Here is a 13,444-nt window from a genome sequence, read left to right as displayed (position 1 = left end):
GGGCCGTGCTCCTGCAAGCCAGGATCTGGCCCCTTCTTCGCGCCTCCTCGATAGGGATCTCGGCCGCCTGCTGGGTCTTCTGGATGGACCAGCCCTCCTCGTACGGAGTGGCCCCGCCGGGTGTGATGGCCGGCAAGGTGGCTCCTCGCGGGCCTTCGAAGGTCTCAGCGCCCGATCCGCGGGTGCGAGTTTCGCCAGGGAACCGTCGATCGCGCGCCCGCGAGCGGCCCGCCGCGCCATGCGCGCGGGCGTCCCCGCCCGCCCGACGCCTGCGCCCGTGCGCGCCCTCGGTCGCTGCGTTCCGTCGGGCGCGCGCGGGCTCTCCGCCGCCGTGGCGGCGGGGCTCTCGCCGCCCCCGGCCCCCCCCCCGCTCCCCGGGCGGGGGGGCCCGGCGGGCGGCGGGCCGGCGGTGATCGTGACGACCCTCGCCGCGCGAGGCCCCGGCTCGCTGCAAGAGGCGCTCGACCGCGCGGGGCCGCGCGTCGTCGTGTTCGCGGTCTCGGGAGTGATCGAGGGCGACGTCGAGGTGACCCGGGGCGACGTGACCATCGCGGGGCAGACCGCGCCCGGCGCGGGCATCACGCTGCATGGGCGCCTCGCGGGGGCCTACGACGCGAGCGTGGGCAACATCGTCGTGCGGCACCTGCGCGTCCGCCCGCCGCCGCGGCTCGAGACCCGCGCGGACGGCGCGCGCCACGACGCCGTCCAGTTCTCCCGGAACACGCGGGTCATGCTCGACCACGTGACGGCGTCGTGGGCGTCCGACGAGACCGTCGACGTGTACGAGGCGCGCGACCTCACGCTGCAAGACTCGACGGTGGAGGAGTCGAGCCTCACCGGCCACCCCGAGGGGCGCCACAACTACGGCTTCATCGCCGGCCCCGACAGCGCGCGGATCTCGGTGCTGCGCACCCTCTTCGCGCACCACTTTCGCCGCGCGCCCGCCTTCGCCACGGGCCCCGCGGAGCTGCGAGGCTCGGTGATCTACGACGTGCGCGACGGCTTCGTGCACGACAACCCCGCGGAGGGCGCGTTCCACGTGGTGGGCAACGTCTGGAAGCGGGGCCGCAGCTCGCGGCTCGCGCCGTTCGTGCTCGAGGACGAGGATCCGGGCTCCGGCGACGTGCTCTACGTGGTGCGCGACAACCGGGTCGACGACCCGGGGAACCTCGTGGGGCGGGTGGCCGACCCGTTCGCCGAGCGAGGGCGACACCCGAGCTTCGAGGACCTGCCCGCAGGCGTCGACACAGGGCTCGACGGGCCCCTCCCTGGAATGGTGTATCCTGCACGCAAGCTCACGGCCGAGGAGGCGTACCCGCTCGTGCTCGCGCGGTCGGGGGCCTTCCCGCGGGACGTCGTGACCCGGCGCACGATCGAGGACGTGCGCACCCGCTGCGGCGCCTGGGGCGCGAAGCCGCCGCCCGATCTCCTCGCGGGGCTCGCCCCCGTCGCGCCGCCGGAGGACGCCGACCGCGACGGGATCGCGGACGCGTGGGAGCGCGCGCGCGGCCTCTCGCCCGCCGACCCCGAGGACGCCAAGCGGCCGCTCGACGGCGAGTACACCGCGCTCGAGGTGTACGTGAACGAGCTCGCCGAGGCGCTGGTTCGCGCCGCGCCCCCGGTCGCGCCCGACGCCGAGGGCCCGTGCCCCGACGTGGCGCCGGATTTCGGCGAAGGGCGCCCGGCGGCGAAGGTCGTGGGGTGCTCCTGCGACGCGGGTGGGGGCGCGCCCGGCCCGCCGCTCGAGGCGCTCGTCGCGGGGCTCGGGCTCGCCGCGCTCTTCTCGGCCGGGCGTCGCGCTCGTCGCGCGCGCGCCTGATTCCCGCGGCGCTGGACCTCTGGCACAATGGGGCGCCTGTCACCGATCTGGGGAGCCCCATGCGCATCATCACTCTCACCGCCGTCGCCGTCGCCCTGACCGCCGCCGGCTGCACGAAGAAGCAAGAGCCTGTCCCCCCGCCGCCCGCGGCCACGCCGGCGTCGCCCGCGCCGGCTGCGCCGGCCGCGAAGAGCGACAAGGGCGCGCCGGGCGCCGGGGATCGCTCCGGCAAGTCGATCGCCAACGCCATGGCCCTCCGTCCGGGCGCGCCAACGACGCTGCGCGCGGCGTGCTCCGGCGCCCCGGTGTACGTCGGGCCGTTCACGTTCACGAAGAGCCCCACGAAGCTCGAGCTCCGCGCGGAGGTCAAGGGCACGAGCGCGGCGCAGATCTGCCGCGGCACCGCGCACTTCGTGGACAGCGCCGGCGGGCGGCCGCAGACCGCGGGGCTGCCGTGCGTGCAGGACGGCAAGCCAGTGACCGTCACGATCGAGCACGAGTACTCACCGCACAACGGCGGCAGCGACGTGACCCCGGTGTACTGGGAGCTGAAGAACGACGAGAAGAAGCCCGAGGGCTGCGACACGATCGACGTGACGCTCACGCTCCCGTAGGGGCCCGGCAGATCCCCGGCTTCGCGAGTGGCGACCCACGCCCCACGGCGCGCTTGCGTCGTGGGGCGGATTCACCTGACGCGGCCGGCTCCCTTCGGGAGCGGCGGAATGTTCAGGCAGGCGACCGTGAACGTGTTGAGCGCGTCCTGGACGGCGGTGTCGAACGTGTTCTGGCAGATGCTGCGCCAAATGACGTTGTTCTGGCGCGTGTTGATGTCCTCGGAGCGCACCACGAGCTCGTGGAGCAGCGCGCTCGTAGGCTGTGTGCGAGCCGCTCGAGCAGCTGCCGCTCTTCTGACCCGAGATGACGGCGCCGGCCCAGCGACCGCGGACCTTCTTCACGATGTCGAGCTGCTGGATGAGCTTGATCGGCGTCACGGCGGGGCTGCTGCTGTCCTCCTCGTCGGTGAGGATGAAGAAGGCCAGCAGCGCGTCGTCGCGGAGGAAGTTCTTGTTCTGGTCGGCGGTGCGCGCCGTGACCGAGAGCATGAGCGCCTCCAGCGGCTTCTCCGTGGCGCTGCCGGAGGTACCCAGCACGGCGCGGCACCCGAAGGCGTCGGCCACGTTCGGATCGGTGCGCTCGAGCCACGCGCGCGCGGGGCCCGCCGCGCACGAGGCGGTGGATACGAACCCGCCCTTGCCGCCCCTCGTGAAGTCGCTGCGCGTCGTGTCGGTGCTGGTGACGGCCAGGCGGTAGTCGAGATCGGCGTTCGACTTCGTCTTGAAGTTGTTCAGCGCGTTCACCATGAGCGGGAAGTTCGACCTGAGCTTCGCCTGCGCCGAAGACATGGAGCCCGAGTCGTCGACGACGAACACGATGTCCATCTTCCTGCACTCGTCGACCGGCGCCGCGTCCGGGATGTTTCCGTCGAAGCCGAAGAGGTTCGCGTCTTCCACGGGCGGGGTAGTGCCGCCGTCTTCCGTTGGGACACCGGACTCGGGCACGCCGTCTTCGAACACTCCCCGGCGCTGGGTGCTCGAGCATGCGGCGGCGAGGGCGACGAGGGCGAGGGCGACGGGGACGAGGCGCTTCATCTCGGGTGGCTTAGCGCAACCTGCCCCTCGGGGCAACAATCGGACGCCCGCGCGGGTCGTCGGTGGCCCCGATCGCGTCCGGACGTGCATCTCGTGGCGCGTCGCAGCTGAGCCATGAGGGGCACCCAGGCGCTCTCACGGCGCGAAGACTACCTGCGCGTCGCCCGGGGGAGCGCGCTCATGCTCGCCGGCACGTAGCTGCCGAAGGCGTCTTTGCCCGTGGGGACGATGACCTCGACGCTCTCGGGGCTGACGGCGAAGGTGTGGCTTACGACGCCGACCAGGACCGGGGCTCCGTCGTTCGTGAAGGCGAAGACCCCCCCTCCGGAGTCGCCATTCGACGCCGCGCAGGAGGTCTCGATCAGTCCCTTCCCGTACGGGGCTTGATCGCCCACCTTGCCGGTCGTCGAGCAATTCGCGGACTCGATGCGGTTGGTGGGCGCGGGCCGATAGTCGGGAAACCCCACGAGGGCGAGCGCACGACCTGGGGGCAGGGGGGTGAACGAGATCGCCGGGAGTGGGCCCGCGACGGCGCGGGTAGAGCCCTCCTGTAGGGTAATGTACGCGATGTCATTCTCGGCGAGCCCCGAGGAGCTCGGCGCATCGGCTTCGAATGAGAGAACGTCCTTCGTCTCGACGACCACGCTGCCGGCGGCCGGCGCGACGCCGAAGCGAAACACTCCGTCCGAAGGGAAGACGACGCTGACCCTGTCGCGCGCGAGGAGGCAATGGCGCGCGGTGACCAGGAGGTCGGGGCGAACCAAGGTTCCCGAGCAGTGGTGGCGCCCTTCGTCGAGCACGATGGCGACGAACGGGTACCGCGCCACCGTCGCCCGCCGCTCGGCTGTCCCGGACCGGTCCGCGAAAGGCCCCCCCGTGCGAGACACTCCCGCGAAGAAGCTCGGGTCCTCGGCAGAGGAGCTGCACGCGCTCGCGGCCCAGAGCACGCACCCCGCGAGGAGCATTCGATGGCTCTTGGTGCGCACGCGCTCCAAGTTGTCACCGCTCAGGGCACCTGGCAAACGCGTTCGTGACCGCCGCCAGGCCAGTGGGCCTCCCTGCCGCTTGTCGACTCGCGCGTCGAGGTCAGGTCGCGCGTGCCTTGGGCCGCGGAGTCTTTTTGGGGGTGCCCTTCGCAGGCGCCTTGCGCGGGGGGCGCGCCGCCGGGGAGGCCGCCGCCCCCTTCGCGGGCCGCTTCCCCTCGCCCTTGGCGGGGAGGGCGCTCACGAACGCGAGGCCGCGCGCGAGCCAGGCCCGGAGCGCGTCGTCGCGCGCGTAGCCGGGCGGCGCCACGTACACGTACCCGCGCATCGGCTTGCCGGTGAAGTCCATCGTCCGCGCGTGCGGCTCGCGCAGGGCGCCTTCGTGGGCCTCGGCGCCCACGCGGACCATCAGGTCTTCCTTCACGATGCCGACGAACATGCTCCCGCGGAGCATGAACGCCACGCCGCCGAACATCTTCTTCTCGGTGACGTCGCGCTCGTCGGCCAGCCCCTCGCGGATGCGCTCTGCGAGCCCCTCGTCGTACGCCATGGTGTGCTCCTTCAGTGGTCAGCCTACCCGGGCTCGGGGCCGGGCTGGTGCACCTCGGCCGGTCGCCCACACCGCGCGTCGCGCAGGGCCTCGAGCCACGCCACGAGCTCGCCCACGCCCGCGCCGCTCGTGGCCGACACCTCGAGGGCGCGTGGCGCCGGCATCACGCGCGCGAGGTTCGCGTGGAGCTCGCCCAGCGAGACCCCGGGCAGGTGCGGCAAGAGGTCGGTCTTCGTGAACACGACGAGATCGGCGCGGCGGAACATGACCGGGTACTTGAGGGGTTTGTCGACGCCCTCGGTGACCGAGAGCACGACCACGCGCGCGGCCTCCCCGAGATCGTAGATCGCGGGGCACACGAGGTTGCCCACGTTCTCGATGAAGAACACGTCGCAGTCGTCCACCGCCGCGGCGAGCGGGCCGTGGAGCGCGTGGTGGACCATCGACGCGTCGAGGTGGCACGCCGAGCCCGTGGTGATCGCGGCCGACGGGACCCCGGCGCGCGCGAGGCGCTCGGCGTCGAGGGACGTCGCCAGATCGCCGCTCACCGCGGCGAGCCGGAGGGGCGGGCGCGCGCGCGGAGTGGACAGCCAGCCCGCGATGGCCTCGACGAGCGCGGTCTTTCCGGAGCCCGGCGAGCCCATGAGGTTCAGCGCCAGCACGCGCTTCGAGGCGAAGTGCTCGCGGAGGTGCGCCGCCTCGTGGTCGTTCTCCGAGAGCAGCGACGCGTGCACGTCGATCGTGATCTTGCGAGGGTCTCCGCAGCCGCACACGTCACACATCCGCCACCTCCAGCTCGACCCGATCGAAGACGAGCGCGTCGCCCGCTGCGAGGCGCGCGTGGCCGCCGCACGCGCACCCGAGCGGGCCGCCGCCGGGCACCGCCGCGCCGCACTCTCGGCACGTCCACGCCGCGCGTTCCTCGGTGATCGCGAGCTCCGCCGCCGCGAAGCCCCGCTCGCTTCGGCAGCCCTCGAACGCGGTGCGGAGGAGCGTGGGCTCGACGCCCGCGAGCTCGCCAACACGAAGGGTCACGAGGCGCACGGCCTGGGGCGGGTGCGGCGCGATCGCGCGGTCGAGCTGGTCGAAGAGCGCGTGCACGAGCGACACCTCATGCATCTCAGCAGATCCTCGGCAGGGGCTCGCCGTCGCGCTCGAGCAGGCGCCGCCGCCCGAAGCCCGTGTCGAGCAGGACCGCCCCGCGCTCGTCGCCCTGGGCCGCGTGCACGCTGCCGACGAGGGCGGCCCGCCGGCCGAGCGGGTGCGCCCGCAACGCCGCGAGCACCGCGTCGACGGCGTCGGGGTGAACGCCGAGGAGCGCCTTGCCCTCGTTCGCGACGGCGAGCGGGTCGATGCCGAGGAGCTCGGAGGCGGCGCGCCCCGCGTCGCTCAGCGGGACGCGGGCCTCCTCGAGCACGATCGCCACGCCGGCCCTCTCGGCCATCTCGGTGAGCGCGCTCGTGACGCCGCCGCGCGTCGGATCTTTCATCGCGTGGATACGCGCGCCCCCGGCCGCGAGGGCGGCGCGGACGAGGCCGTTCAGCGGCGCGACGTCGGACACGAGCTCGCCCTCGAGCCCCAAGGCGGCGCGCGCGGCGAGCACGGCGAGCCCGTGATCGCCGACGGTGCCGGTGACGAGCAGGGCGTCACCGGGCTCGAGCCCGCGGTCGCGCACGACGCGGTCGGCCACGCCGACGCCGCTCGTCGACAGCACGACGCCGTCGAGCTCGCCGCGCCGCATCACCTTGGTGTCGCCCGTGACGACGTGGGTCTCCGCCTCCTGACACGCGCGCTGCATCGAGCCGTGGATGCGCCGGAGCGCGTCGAGCGAGAAGCCCTCCTCGACGATCACGCTGGAGGTGAGCCCCAGCACATCGCACGCGCCCATCATCGCGAGATCGTTAACGATTCCTGACACTGCCAGGCGGCCGATGTCGCCCCCGGGGAAGAAGATCGGCGCCACCACGTGCGCGTCGGTCGTCAGCACGAGCCAGCGATCGCCGAACGGGAGCGCGGCGCCGTCGCCCATCGCGAGGGCCTCGGGGTGGGTCGCGCCCGCGAGGAAGATCGACTCGACGAGCGCGCGCATGGCGCGGCCGCCCGCCCCGTGCGCGAGGGTCACGCGGTCTCCTTCCGCGCCGTCGCGCTCGCTCACGGTCACGCTCGCTGACGCGCCCGCTGACGCCGCGCCCGCGCGGACGCCGTGCTCGTGCCAGATGCGGCAGACGCCCTCGGTGCTCACCATGCACGCCCCGACGGGCGTCTCCGGCCGGCACGCGCGGCCGAAGAGGCGGCAGTCGGTCGGCTGGAGGAGGCCGGTCATGATCCCGCCGCAGCGACACTCGGCGGCGTCGGGGCGCTCGGTGGCCACCGGCGCCCGCGCGAGGTCGTCGGCGAAGCGCAGCGCCGCGTCGTGGGCCGCGAACGCGGGTCGAAGTCGCAGGTCGCCGCCAGGCACCCGCGCGATGCCTCGCCACTCGCCGTCGCACGGCTCGAAGACGCGGGAGAGCGCGGCCAGCGCGCGCAGGTTGCCGTCGCGGGAGACGCAGCGCGGGAACGCGTTGACCACCTCGTGTTTGCCGTCGAGGACCTGCTCGACCAGCAGCGCGAGGCCCGCGAGCAGATCGAGGGGCTCGAAGCCCGCGACCACCACGGGCCGCTCGTGCCGCGCGGCGAACGGCTCGAAGACGCCGTGGCCGGTGATCGTGGCGGCGTGCCCGGCCGCCAGGTACCCCTCGATGCGGGTGTCCGGGGCGCTCGCCACGAGCTCCATCGCGGCGGGCACCCACTTGTGCGCCGAGAGCACGAACAGGTTCGCGGGCGGGTCCGCGAGGAGCACCGCGGCCGTGGCCACCGCCGTGGTCTCGAAGCCCGTGGCGAAGAACACGACGGGGTGGTCGCTCGCGCGGGCGATCTCGGCGGCCTGCGTGGCCGCGTAGAGCACGTCGACGCGAGCGCCCGCGGCCCGCGCGTCGTCGAGCGAGCGCGCGCGGCCGGGGACCCGCAGCATGTCGCCGTACGTGAGCACGTGGTGGCCCGCGTCTGCGAGCGCTACGCACGCGTCGATCTCCGGGGCGTCGGTGACGCACACGGGGCAGCCGGGCCCCATTTGCACGCGGAGCCCCGCGGGGAAGCGCGCGCGCAGGCCGTAGCGCGCGATGGCCTGCTCGTGGCTCCCGCACACGTGCATCACCGTGACCTCGCGCGTGGCCCGCGCCATCGCGCGCTCGAGGCGAGCCTGGAGGGCGCGGCCTCGCGCCACGTCGCGGAACTCGAGCTTGGCGCTCACGAGGGCGCCTTCGGAGCGTCCGCGCGCGCGTCGCCCGGCGAGAGGCCCTCGAGATCTTCGGACGCCATGGCCTCGAAGAAGGCGAGCGTCTCGGCGAGGTCCTCGGGGGCGATCCGTCGGATCGCGAAGCCTACGTGGACGAGCACGTGATCGCCGGGGGCGACCTCTTCGTCGACCAGCTCCAGGCCGACCTTGCGGCGCACGCCCCAGAAGTCGACCACGGCGCTCGTGCCCTCGATCGTGAGGATTTTTCCTGGCACTCCGAGGCACATGGCGCACTCGTCTTACGCCGGTTCGTCCTCGCGCGCGAGCCCCGCCGCGCGATCGACCGCCGCGCTCGCGGGCTCGGTCAGCGCGAGCACAGCGGCCCACGCTTGGCCGAGCGCGAGGCCGCCGTCGTTCACCGGCACGTCCCTCGCCATGACGACGGTCTCGGCGCCGAGCCGCGCGACGAGGCCCCGCTCGAGGAGCCTGTTCTGAAGCGCACCACCCCGCGGCAAGAAGAGCCCGTGGACCGCCGAGGTCCGGGGCTTTGAACCTGACGTGAGCCCCGCAGGGGCGAACCAAGGTCGAAGGCGGGCCCGAGCCGAAGGCGAGGTCTCGCCTTCAACATCCACGCGGGTGTTCTCATCCACGCGGGCGATCGCGAAGGCCTCGAGAGACTCTGCCGCTACGGCGCGCGACCGCCCTTCAGCCTCGAGCGCATCTCGCTCCTCGCGGACGGCCGCGTCCTCCCCGGGCAGGGCGAAGGTGGTCGGAGCAAGGCCAGCAGGGCCAGCAGCCTTCCGCCTTCTTCCTTGCTCATCTCTTGATTTACCAATAGCCTCTGACCGAACATGAATCTTGAGAACTCAGGCACTATCTGGAGGCAGGCAATGCTCCAGGGGATGCGATTGACGCCATTCCTCTTCGCTTGCCTGGGGGGGGCGACCTCGGGATGCGTCACGGTCGTAACTGTCCAGTGTGACTCTGGGTTCTGTGGCATACCGTACACCCCGGCACGAAGACACACTCCGGCCGAGATATTGGTCTCGAAGAAGGGCGAACAGGCGCCACCAAACGCCATGTACATGGCCCGTCTGACCTCCCCCGAGGCGAGTGATGCTGGCTGCTCGCCTAAGGTTCTGGAGAAGTTCCGTAGCAAGGCAGCTCTGCTTGGCTATGACGGCGTTGGTGATATCGGACCGGTTGATGTGCATGGCAGGCGAGGCTGCTCGGGTCGCACTTACATTCTCGTGGAGCCCACACCATGAAGCGCATCTCGACGTTCACTCTCCTGGCCGCACTGGGTGGTTTGCAGGGGTGTATCACTCACGCCCCTCCAACTTGTCCCGATGGGCTGTGCGATGTAGGGTTCGCGCCCCTCGTGCCGCGTGATCCCCGAAGGGTCGACATTCGCCCCACGGGGCAGCACGTCCCCGCAAACGCCATCGCCATGGGGACGTTCGAGTTCCCGGGGAGCGCGTTCGATCGGTGCTCGGACGAGGTGCTCGATATTTTCCGCAAGAAGGCCGCCAAGCTCGGCTTTGATGGGGTGGCCGACATTAGCTACTCGGTAAGCAGCAATGTCCCGAGCCACCCGAGCGACGGACCAACGCCAGGGATGATGGCCATACGGGTCAACGCGAAATGTCATGGGACGGTGTACGTCCTGCGTCGTGCTGCCGCCCCTTGAGTAGGCGCCGCGGTCTCTCCATCTCGAACGACCCCACTCGGGAACGCAGGGGATTCACGCCATTTGTAACCGCTGCGCGGACCCCATCTCGCGCAAGTGATCGGGGGGAGTGCAAACTGCACACATAGGACGACAGCGACGCAGGGGCGAGCGCGGAGCCGAAGTGCGGGCGTGGCGGGCGAGCGGGCTGAGCGCCGCGAGGTATAGCGACACGGGACGATCTCCGTGCACGAGGGCAGGGTGGCGGGAGCGAAGGTAGCATGCGCCCGCGCGGCGGGGCGCAAGGTCGCGGTGGCCCCTCCATCGAAAGCCCGGGGGCCGACGATCCCGTGGTGCGTGTGCACCAAAAGAAATACTCGGCTCCGCGCGCTCCTCAAAGCGCGCCTTGGCGGGTCGGGCGCGGTCGACGACGGGCCTCGGCCCTCGAGATCTTCGGACGCCATGGCCTCGAGGAAGGCGAGCGTCTCGGCGAGGTCCTCGGGGGCGATCCTTCGGATCACGAAGCCTACGTGGACGAGCACGTGATCCGCCGGTTCGTCCTCGCGCGCGAGCCCCGCCGGGCGATCGACCGCCGCGCTCGCGGGCTCCGGTCAGCGCGAGCAGTGGCCCACGCTTGGCCGAGCGCGAGGCCTCCGTCGTTCACCGGCACGTCCCTCGCCATGACGACGGTCTCGGCGCCGAGCCGCGCGACGAGGCCCCGCTCGAGGAGCCTGTTCTGAAGCGCACCACCCGAGAGCACCACGCGCCGGAGGCCGGTCTCGGCGAGGGCTCGCGCGGCCACGGCGCACGTCGCCTCCACCACCGTCGCGTGGACGCGCGCAGCGACCCAGCCCGACGCCGCGCCCGCGAGGAGGTCTTGCACGACCGCGCGCACGGCGGGTCGTGGATCCACGACCGGAGCTCTCGCCGCTCGAGGCCTGCATGCAGCTGTCCCCCTTCGGCGGGACCTTCCTGCGCGTCCACGGCCACGCGGTCGTCGAGGACGCGGACGACGAGATCGCGGCAAGAAGAGCCCGTGGACCGCCGAGGTCCGGGGCTTTGAACCAGTAAATCAACGGGCTGCTAAAGGTGGGGTCACGGCCCTTCCCGACGTGTGTAGCCGCGCCGGATTGAATCCATGTGGTCCGTGGTTTACACGCCCGCCGAGCTGCTCTAGCGTCTCGCATCGATGGCGGGGCGAGCTGAGAGCGCGGTGGACAGGGCGGCGGACAGCGCGGCGGACAGCGCGGCGGAAAGGGTGTCTCGCCGCGCGGTGACGTTCGCCGTGGCCGCGGTCTTCGCGGGCTCAGCGTTGTCCTCCGTGGGCTGCGGCTTCCTCTTCCGGCCGGTTGCCCGCTCGCCGCTGGAGTCGGTCCGCCTTCGCCTACGCTTCATCCTCCTCGCGCCATTTTCGCAGGTGGCCAATGCCACGAACGCTGAGCTCCGGAAATTCGGCAGCCTGGAGCGCAACGACGTCGGGACCACGGAGGTCCGCTGGACGGTAAAGGACGTGGAAGAGGAGGGCGAGGACACCTTCATTCTTCGCGAAGACGCGAATCTGCTCATCGCAGAGTTCACTGTTCATCCCACGACCAAGCAGGATTTGCTCGGCAACACGGGCAAGTCGCAAGACGTGTCGCAAGAGGACTTCCAGAGCGCCGCGAGGAAGCGCTCCAACAAGCTCTTCAGGACGGTCGGTCAGCTTCCCGGCGTGGGCCCCGCGGTCGATCGCGACGGCATCCGCAGAGACCGCCAGTTCCGGAACGAAGACGCCGGCTCCAGCGTCGACACCCAAATCGTCGAGCTGCCCACCACTCCACGCGCCGCGAGCTCCGATGGGGGCGTCCCCGACGCCTCCAAGCTGAAGCTGCCACCCCGAAGACCGAGATGACCGCCCATGCTTAGGATCGATCGAACGCTCACGCTGATCGCACTCACGCTCACGCTCGGCGCCCTCGCCGCGTGCGCCCCCCCTGACCCCAAGGACGTGTGGCAACTCTCGGAGGAGCGGCGCATCTGGGTCGTCCGCAGGCAGCGTGAGAAGGACACCACGGTCTACCGCTGCGCAGACGGCGCAGGCCCTGACCAACCCCCGAAACCCGTCTGCATCCGCGCACCCTTCGCAGAGCAGCCCTGAGTCTTCTTCCGTTCGTTCACTGAAGCCCCGATGAAGAAACCCTGTCTCGCCCTCCGCCTTGCCGCCGCCCATGTCGCAGCCGGCGTAGCTTTGCTCACGAGCGTGCCCCACGCCTACGCGGACATCCCGCTGAAGAAAGCCGCCGAGCAACCCGCGGAGCCGACGTCACAGCCTCGTACGCAGTCGGCGGCCTCCGAGCCTACCCCGACCGACGCGTGGGGGCAGGCGATCCGCCGCGGCGCCAAGCAAGAGGGCATCAAGACGGATGAGCAGAAGGAGGAAGACGAGGCGGAAGAGGCCAAGCTCATGGCGGAACGCCTCAAGCTACGCTGGTCCGTTCACGCGGGCGTCGGTGCGTTTGCAACGCAGTATACTTTGAGCAACACCAGGGCGAACTCGGGGTATCTCCAGCTGGGCGGCGCAGAGTTCGCTCTCGGGCCCGGCCTGCGGAAGGGCCTCTCCCGGCTATGGGACTTTCAGGCCCGCGCCTCACTGAGTATCGTTCCCGCCTCGGACGAGAGGCGCCTCCCGAACGAATCCTCCCAAAAAGAAGACGTTAGCAGGGAGGCTAGAGGCACGATGGTGATCCCCAGCGTCGATGCGACGTTTCGCGTCCATTTCGGCGCGGCTTCTCCGTGGTTTTTCGGCACGGGCGCGAGGTTTGGCACTATGGTCGTTTCGGGGACTCTGGTGGAGAAGCGGACGTCGTCCACCGGCACGTCATTCTCCGAGATTCCCCACTTCACGGTGGTGCCATTCGTCCAGGCTCTCCTCGAGATCGGCGTGGTGGTAGCGGATCACATCGAGCTTGTCGTCCGTCCGTCCCTCGGACTCTCTCAACCCCCGCCCCGCCGTCGGCTTCATCGGCGGCGGCGCATATGTATTTTAGCCCCATGTTGGCGCTCGGCCAGCTTCCCGGCGGTGGGCACTCCACGCGCCACGAGCTCCGATCCTGGCGTCCCCTACGCCTCCACAATGAAGCTGCCACCCCGAAGACCGAGATGACCGCCATGTTTAGGATCGACCGAACGCTCACGCTGATCGCACTCACGCTCGCCCTCGGCTCCCTCGCCGCGTGCGCCCCACCCGACCCCAAAGACGTGACGCAACTCTCGGAGGAGCGGCGCATCTGGGTCGTGCGCAAGCAGCGCGAGAAGGACACCACTGTCTACCGCTGCGCAGACGGCGCGGGCCCCGACCAACCTCCGAAACCCGTCTGCATCCGCGCACCCTTTGCGGAGGAGCCGTGAGTGGTTCAGCCTCACGCGACCCCGGAGCGCCCCCGTGGCGGGAGTGCTTGCCCATTTCGGATTTGGCGCCGAGGGCGCTTCTTCCCCATCAAGAGGGGCCCTGGAAAGGGCTT

General features: G+C 71.3%; 17 protein-coding genes. 8 read left to right on the top strand and 9 right to left on the bottom strand.

From position 1 onward, the window contains the following. Positions 1-238: 238 nt before the first annotated feature. A complete protein-coding gene (locus tag IPQ09_15505) occupies positions 239-1,819 on the top strand; it encodes a pectate lyase precursor (protein ID MBL0195602.1) in 1,581 nt (526 codons plus the stop codon). Between the two features lie 59 nt (positions 1,820-1,878). Then, positions 1,879-2,433 carry a hypothetical protein gene (locus tag IPQ09_15500; GenBank protein ID MBL0195601.1) on the top strand — a complete coding sequence of 185 codons (555 nt, stop codon included), beginning with the start codon at positions 1,879-1,881 and terminating at the stop codon, positions 2,431-2,433. Here the strand turns inward: IPQ09_15500 and IPQ09_15495 are convergent. The 8 genes from IPQ09_15495 to IPQ09_15460 form a co-directional block, all read right to left on the bottom strand. Beyond that, complete coding sequence (locus IPQ09_15495) at positions 2,323-3,468, bottom strand: hypothetical protein (GenBank protein ID MBL0195600.1); 1,146 nt, start codon at positions 3,466-3,468, stop codon at positions 2,323-2,325. The genes IPQ09_15500 and IPQ09_15495 overlap by 111 nt on opposite strands. A gap of 149 nt (positions 3,469-3,617) precedes the next feature. After that, the gene (locus tag IPQ09_15490) at positions 3,618-4,454 is read right to left on the bottom strand and encodes a trypsin-like serine protease (protein MBL0195599.1); all 837 of its coding nucleotides are present in this window, start codon (positions 4,452-4,454) and stop codon (positions 3,618-3,620) included. Positions 4,455-4,554: 100 nt separating this feature from the next. Further along, positions 4,555-5,001 carry a TfoX/Sxy family protein gene (locus tag IPQ09_15485; protein MBL0195598.1) on the bottom strand — a complete coding sequence of 149 codons (447 nt, stop codon included), beginning with the start codon at positions 4,999-5,001 and terminating at the stop codon, positions 4,555-4,557. Positions 5,002-5,024: 23 nt separating this feature from the next. Further along, complete coding sequence (hypB, locus tag IPQ09_15480; GenBank protein ID MBL0195597.1) at positions 5,025-5,783, bottom strand: hydrogenase nickel incorporation protein HypB; 759 nt, start codon at positions 5,781-5,783, stop codon at positions 5,025-5,027. After that, complete coding sequence (locus IPQ09_15475) at positions 5,776-6,120, bottom strand: hydrogenase maturation nickel metallochaperone HypA (protein ID MBL0195596.1); 345 nt, start codon at positions 6,118-6,120, stop codon at positions 5,776-5,778. The genes hypB and IPQ09_15475 overlap by 8 nt, the downstream gene beginning before the upstream one ends. Position 6,121: 1 nt before the next feature. After that, a complete protein-coding gene (hypE, locus tag IPQ09_15470; GenBank protein ID MBL0195595.1) occupies positions 6,122-7,246 on the bottom strand; it encodes a hydrogenase expression/formation protein HypE in 1,125 nt (374 codons plus the stop codon). Positions 7,247-8,286: 1,040 nt separating this feature from the next. Further along, on the bottom strand, positions 8,287-8,562 hold the full coding sequence (locus IPQ09_15465; GenBank protein ID MBL0195594.1) for a HypC/HybG/HupF family hydrogenase formation chaperone: 276 nt from the start codon (positions 8,560-8,562) through the stop codon (positions 8,287-8,289). Between the two features lie 12 nt (positions 8,563-8,574). Then, a complete protein-coding gene (locus IPQ09_15460) occupies positions 8,575-8,790 on the bottom strand; it encodes a hypothetical protein (GenBank protein MBL0195593.1) in 216 nt (71 codons plus the stop codon). Positions 8,791-8,901: 111 nt separating this feature from the next. Here IPQ09_15460 and IPQ09_15455 point away from each other — a divergent pair, with 111 nt between their 5' ends. Together IPQ09_15455 and IPQ09_15450 are read left to right on the top strand one after the other, a co-directional pair. Next, positions 8,902-9,102: a transposase gene (locus IPQ09_15455; GenBank protein ID MBL0195592.1), complete on the top strand. Its 201-nt coding sequence runs from the start codon at positions 8,902-8,904 to the stop codon at positions 9,100-9,102. Positions 9,103-9,656: 554 nt separating this feature from the next. Then, entirely contained in the window at positions 9,657-9,965 is a 309-nt protein-coding gene (locus IPQ09_15450) for a hypothetical protein (protein ID MBL0195591.1), read from the top strand. Positions 9,966-10,470: 505 nt separating this feature from the next. Here IPQ09_15450 and IPQ09_15445 read toward each other — a convergent pair. Then, positions 10,471-10,857 carry a hypothetical protein gene (locus tag IPQ09_15445; protein MBL0195590.1) on the bottom strand — a complete coding sequence of 129 codons (387 nt, stop codon included), beginning with the start codon at positions 10,855-10,857 and terminating at the stop codon, positions 10,471-10,473. A gap of 345 nt (positions 10,858-11,202) precedes the next feature. Between IPQ09_15445 and IPQ09_15440 the strand changes: the two genes are divergently transcribed. The 4 genes from IPQ09_15440 to IPQ09_15425 are packed head-to-tail and all read left to right on the top strand — an operon-like array spanning position 11,203 to position 13,331. Then, complete coding sequence (locus IPQ09_15440; protein ID MBL0195589.1) at positions 11,203-11,835, top strand: hypothetical protein; 633 nt, start codon at positions 11,203-11,205, stop codon at positions 11,833-11,835. A 6-nt stretch (positions 11,836-11,841) separates the two neighbouring features. Further along, complete coding sequence (locus IPQ09_15435) at positions 11,842-12,081, top strand: hypothetical protein (GenBank protein MBL0195588.1); 240 nt, start codon at positions 11,842-11,844, stop codon at positions 12,079-12,081. A 30-nt stretch (positions 12,082-12,111) separates the two neighbouring features. After that, positions 12,112-13,086 (top strand): hypothetical protein, encoded by a 975-nt coding sequence (locus IPQ09_15430; protein MBL0195587.1) that lies wholly within the window; start codon positions 12,112-12,114, stop codon positions 13,084-13,086. 5 nt (positions 13,087-13,091) lie between these two features. Continuing rightward, positions 13,092-13,331: a hypothetical protein gene (locus IPQ09_15425; GenBank protein MBL0195586.1), complete on the top strand. Its 240-nt coding sequence runs from the start codon at positions 13,092-13,094 to the stop codon at positions 13,329-13,331. The last annotated feature ends 113 nt before the right edge of the window (positions 13,332-13,444 follow it).

It is taken from the genome of Myxococcales bacterium (assembly GCA_016720545.1).
Taxonomy (GTDB): domain Bacteria; phylum Myxococcota_A; class Polyangia; order Polyangiales; family Polyangiaceae; genus JAAFHV01.
This window is presented reverse-complemented; position numbering and strand designations above follow the sequence as displayed.

Bases quoted from the DNA above. Each gene is read 5' to 3' on its own strand.
- IPQ09_15435 (MBL0195588.1), top strand. From the start codon at position 11,842: ATGCTTAGGATCGATCGAACGCTCACGCTGATCGCACTCACGCTCACG.
- IPQ09_15425 (MBL0195586.1), top strand. From the start codon at position 13,092: ATGTTTAGGATCGACCGAACGCTCACGCTGATCGCACTCACGCTCGCC.
- IPQ09_15505 (MBL0195602.1), top strand. From the start codon at position 239: ATGCGCGCGGGCGTCCCCGCCCGCCCGACGCCTGCGCCCGTGCGCGCC.
- hypE (MBL0195595.1), bottom strand. From the start codon at position 7,246: ATGGTGAGCACCGAGGGCGTCTGCCGCATCTGGCACGAGCACGGCGTC.
- IPQ09_15500 (MBL0195601.1), top strand. From the start codon at position 1,879: ATGCGCATCATCACTCTCACCGCCGTCGCCGTCGCCCTGACCGCCGCC.
- IPQ09_15485 (MBL0195598.1), bottom strand. From the start codon at position 5,001: ATGGCGTACGACGAGGGGCTCGCAGAGCGCATCCGCGAGGGGCTGGCC.
- IPQ09_15430 (MBL0195587.1), top strand. From the start codon at position 12,112: ATGAAGAAACCCTGTCTCGCCCTCCGCCTTGCCGCCGCCCATGTCGCA.
- IPQ09_15495 (MBL0195600.1), bottom strand. From the start codon at position 3,468: ATGAAGCGCCTCGTCCCCGTCGCCCTCGCCCTCGTCGCCCTCGCCGCC.
- hypB (MBL0195597.1), bottom strand. From the start codon at position 5,783: ATGTGTGACGTGTGCGGCTGCGGAGACCCTCGCAAGATCACGATCGAC.
- IPQ09_15475 (MBL0195596.1), bottom strand. From the start codon at position 6,120: ATGCATGAGGTGTCGCTCGTGCACGCGCTCTTCGACCAGCTCGACCGC.
- IPQ09_15465 (MBL0195594.1), bottom strand. From the start codon at position 8,562: ATGTGCCTCGGAGTGCCAGGAAAAATCCTCACGATCGAGGGCACGAGC.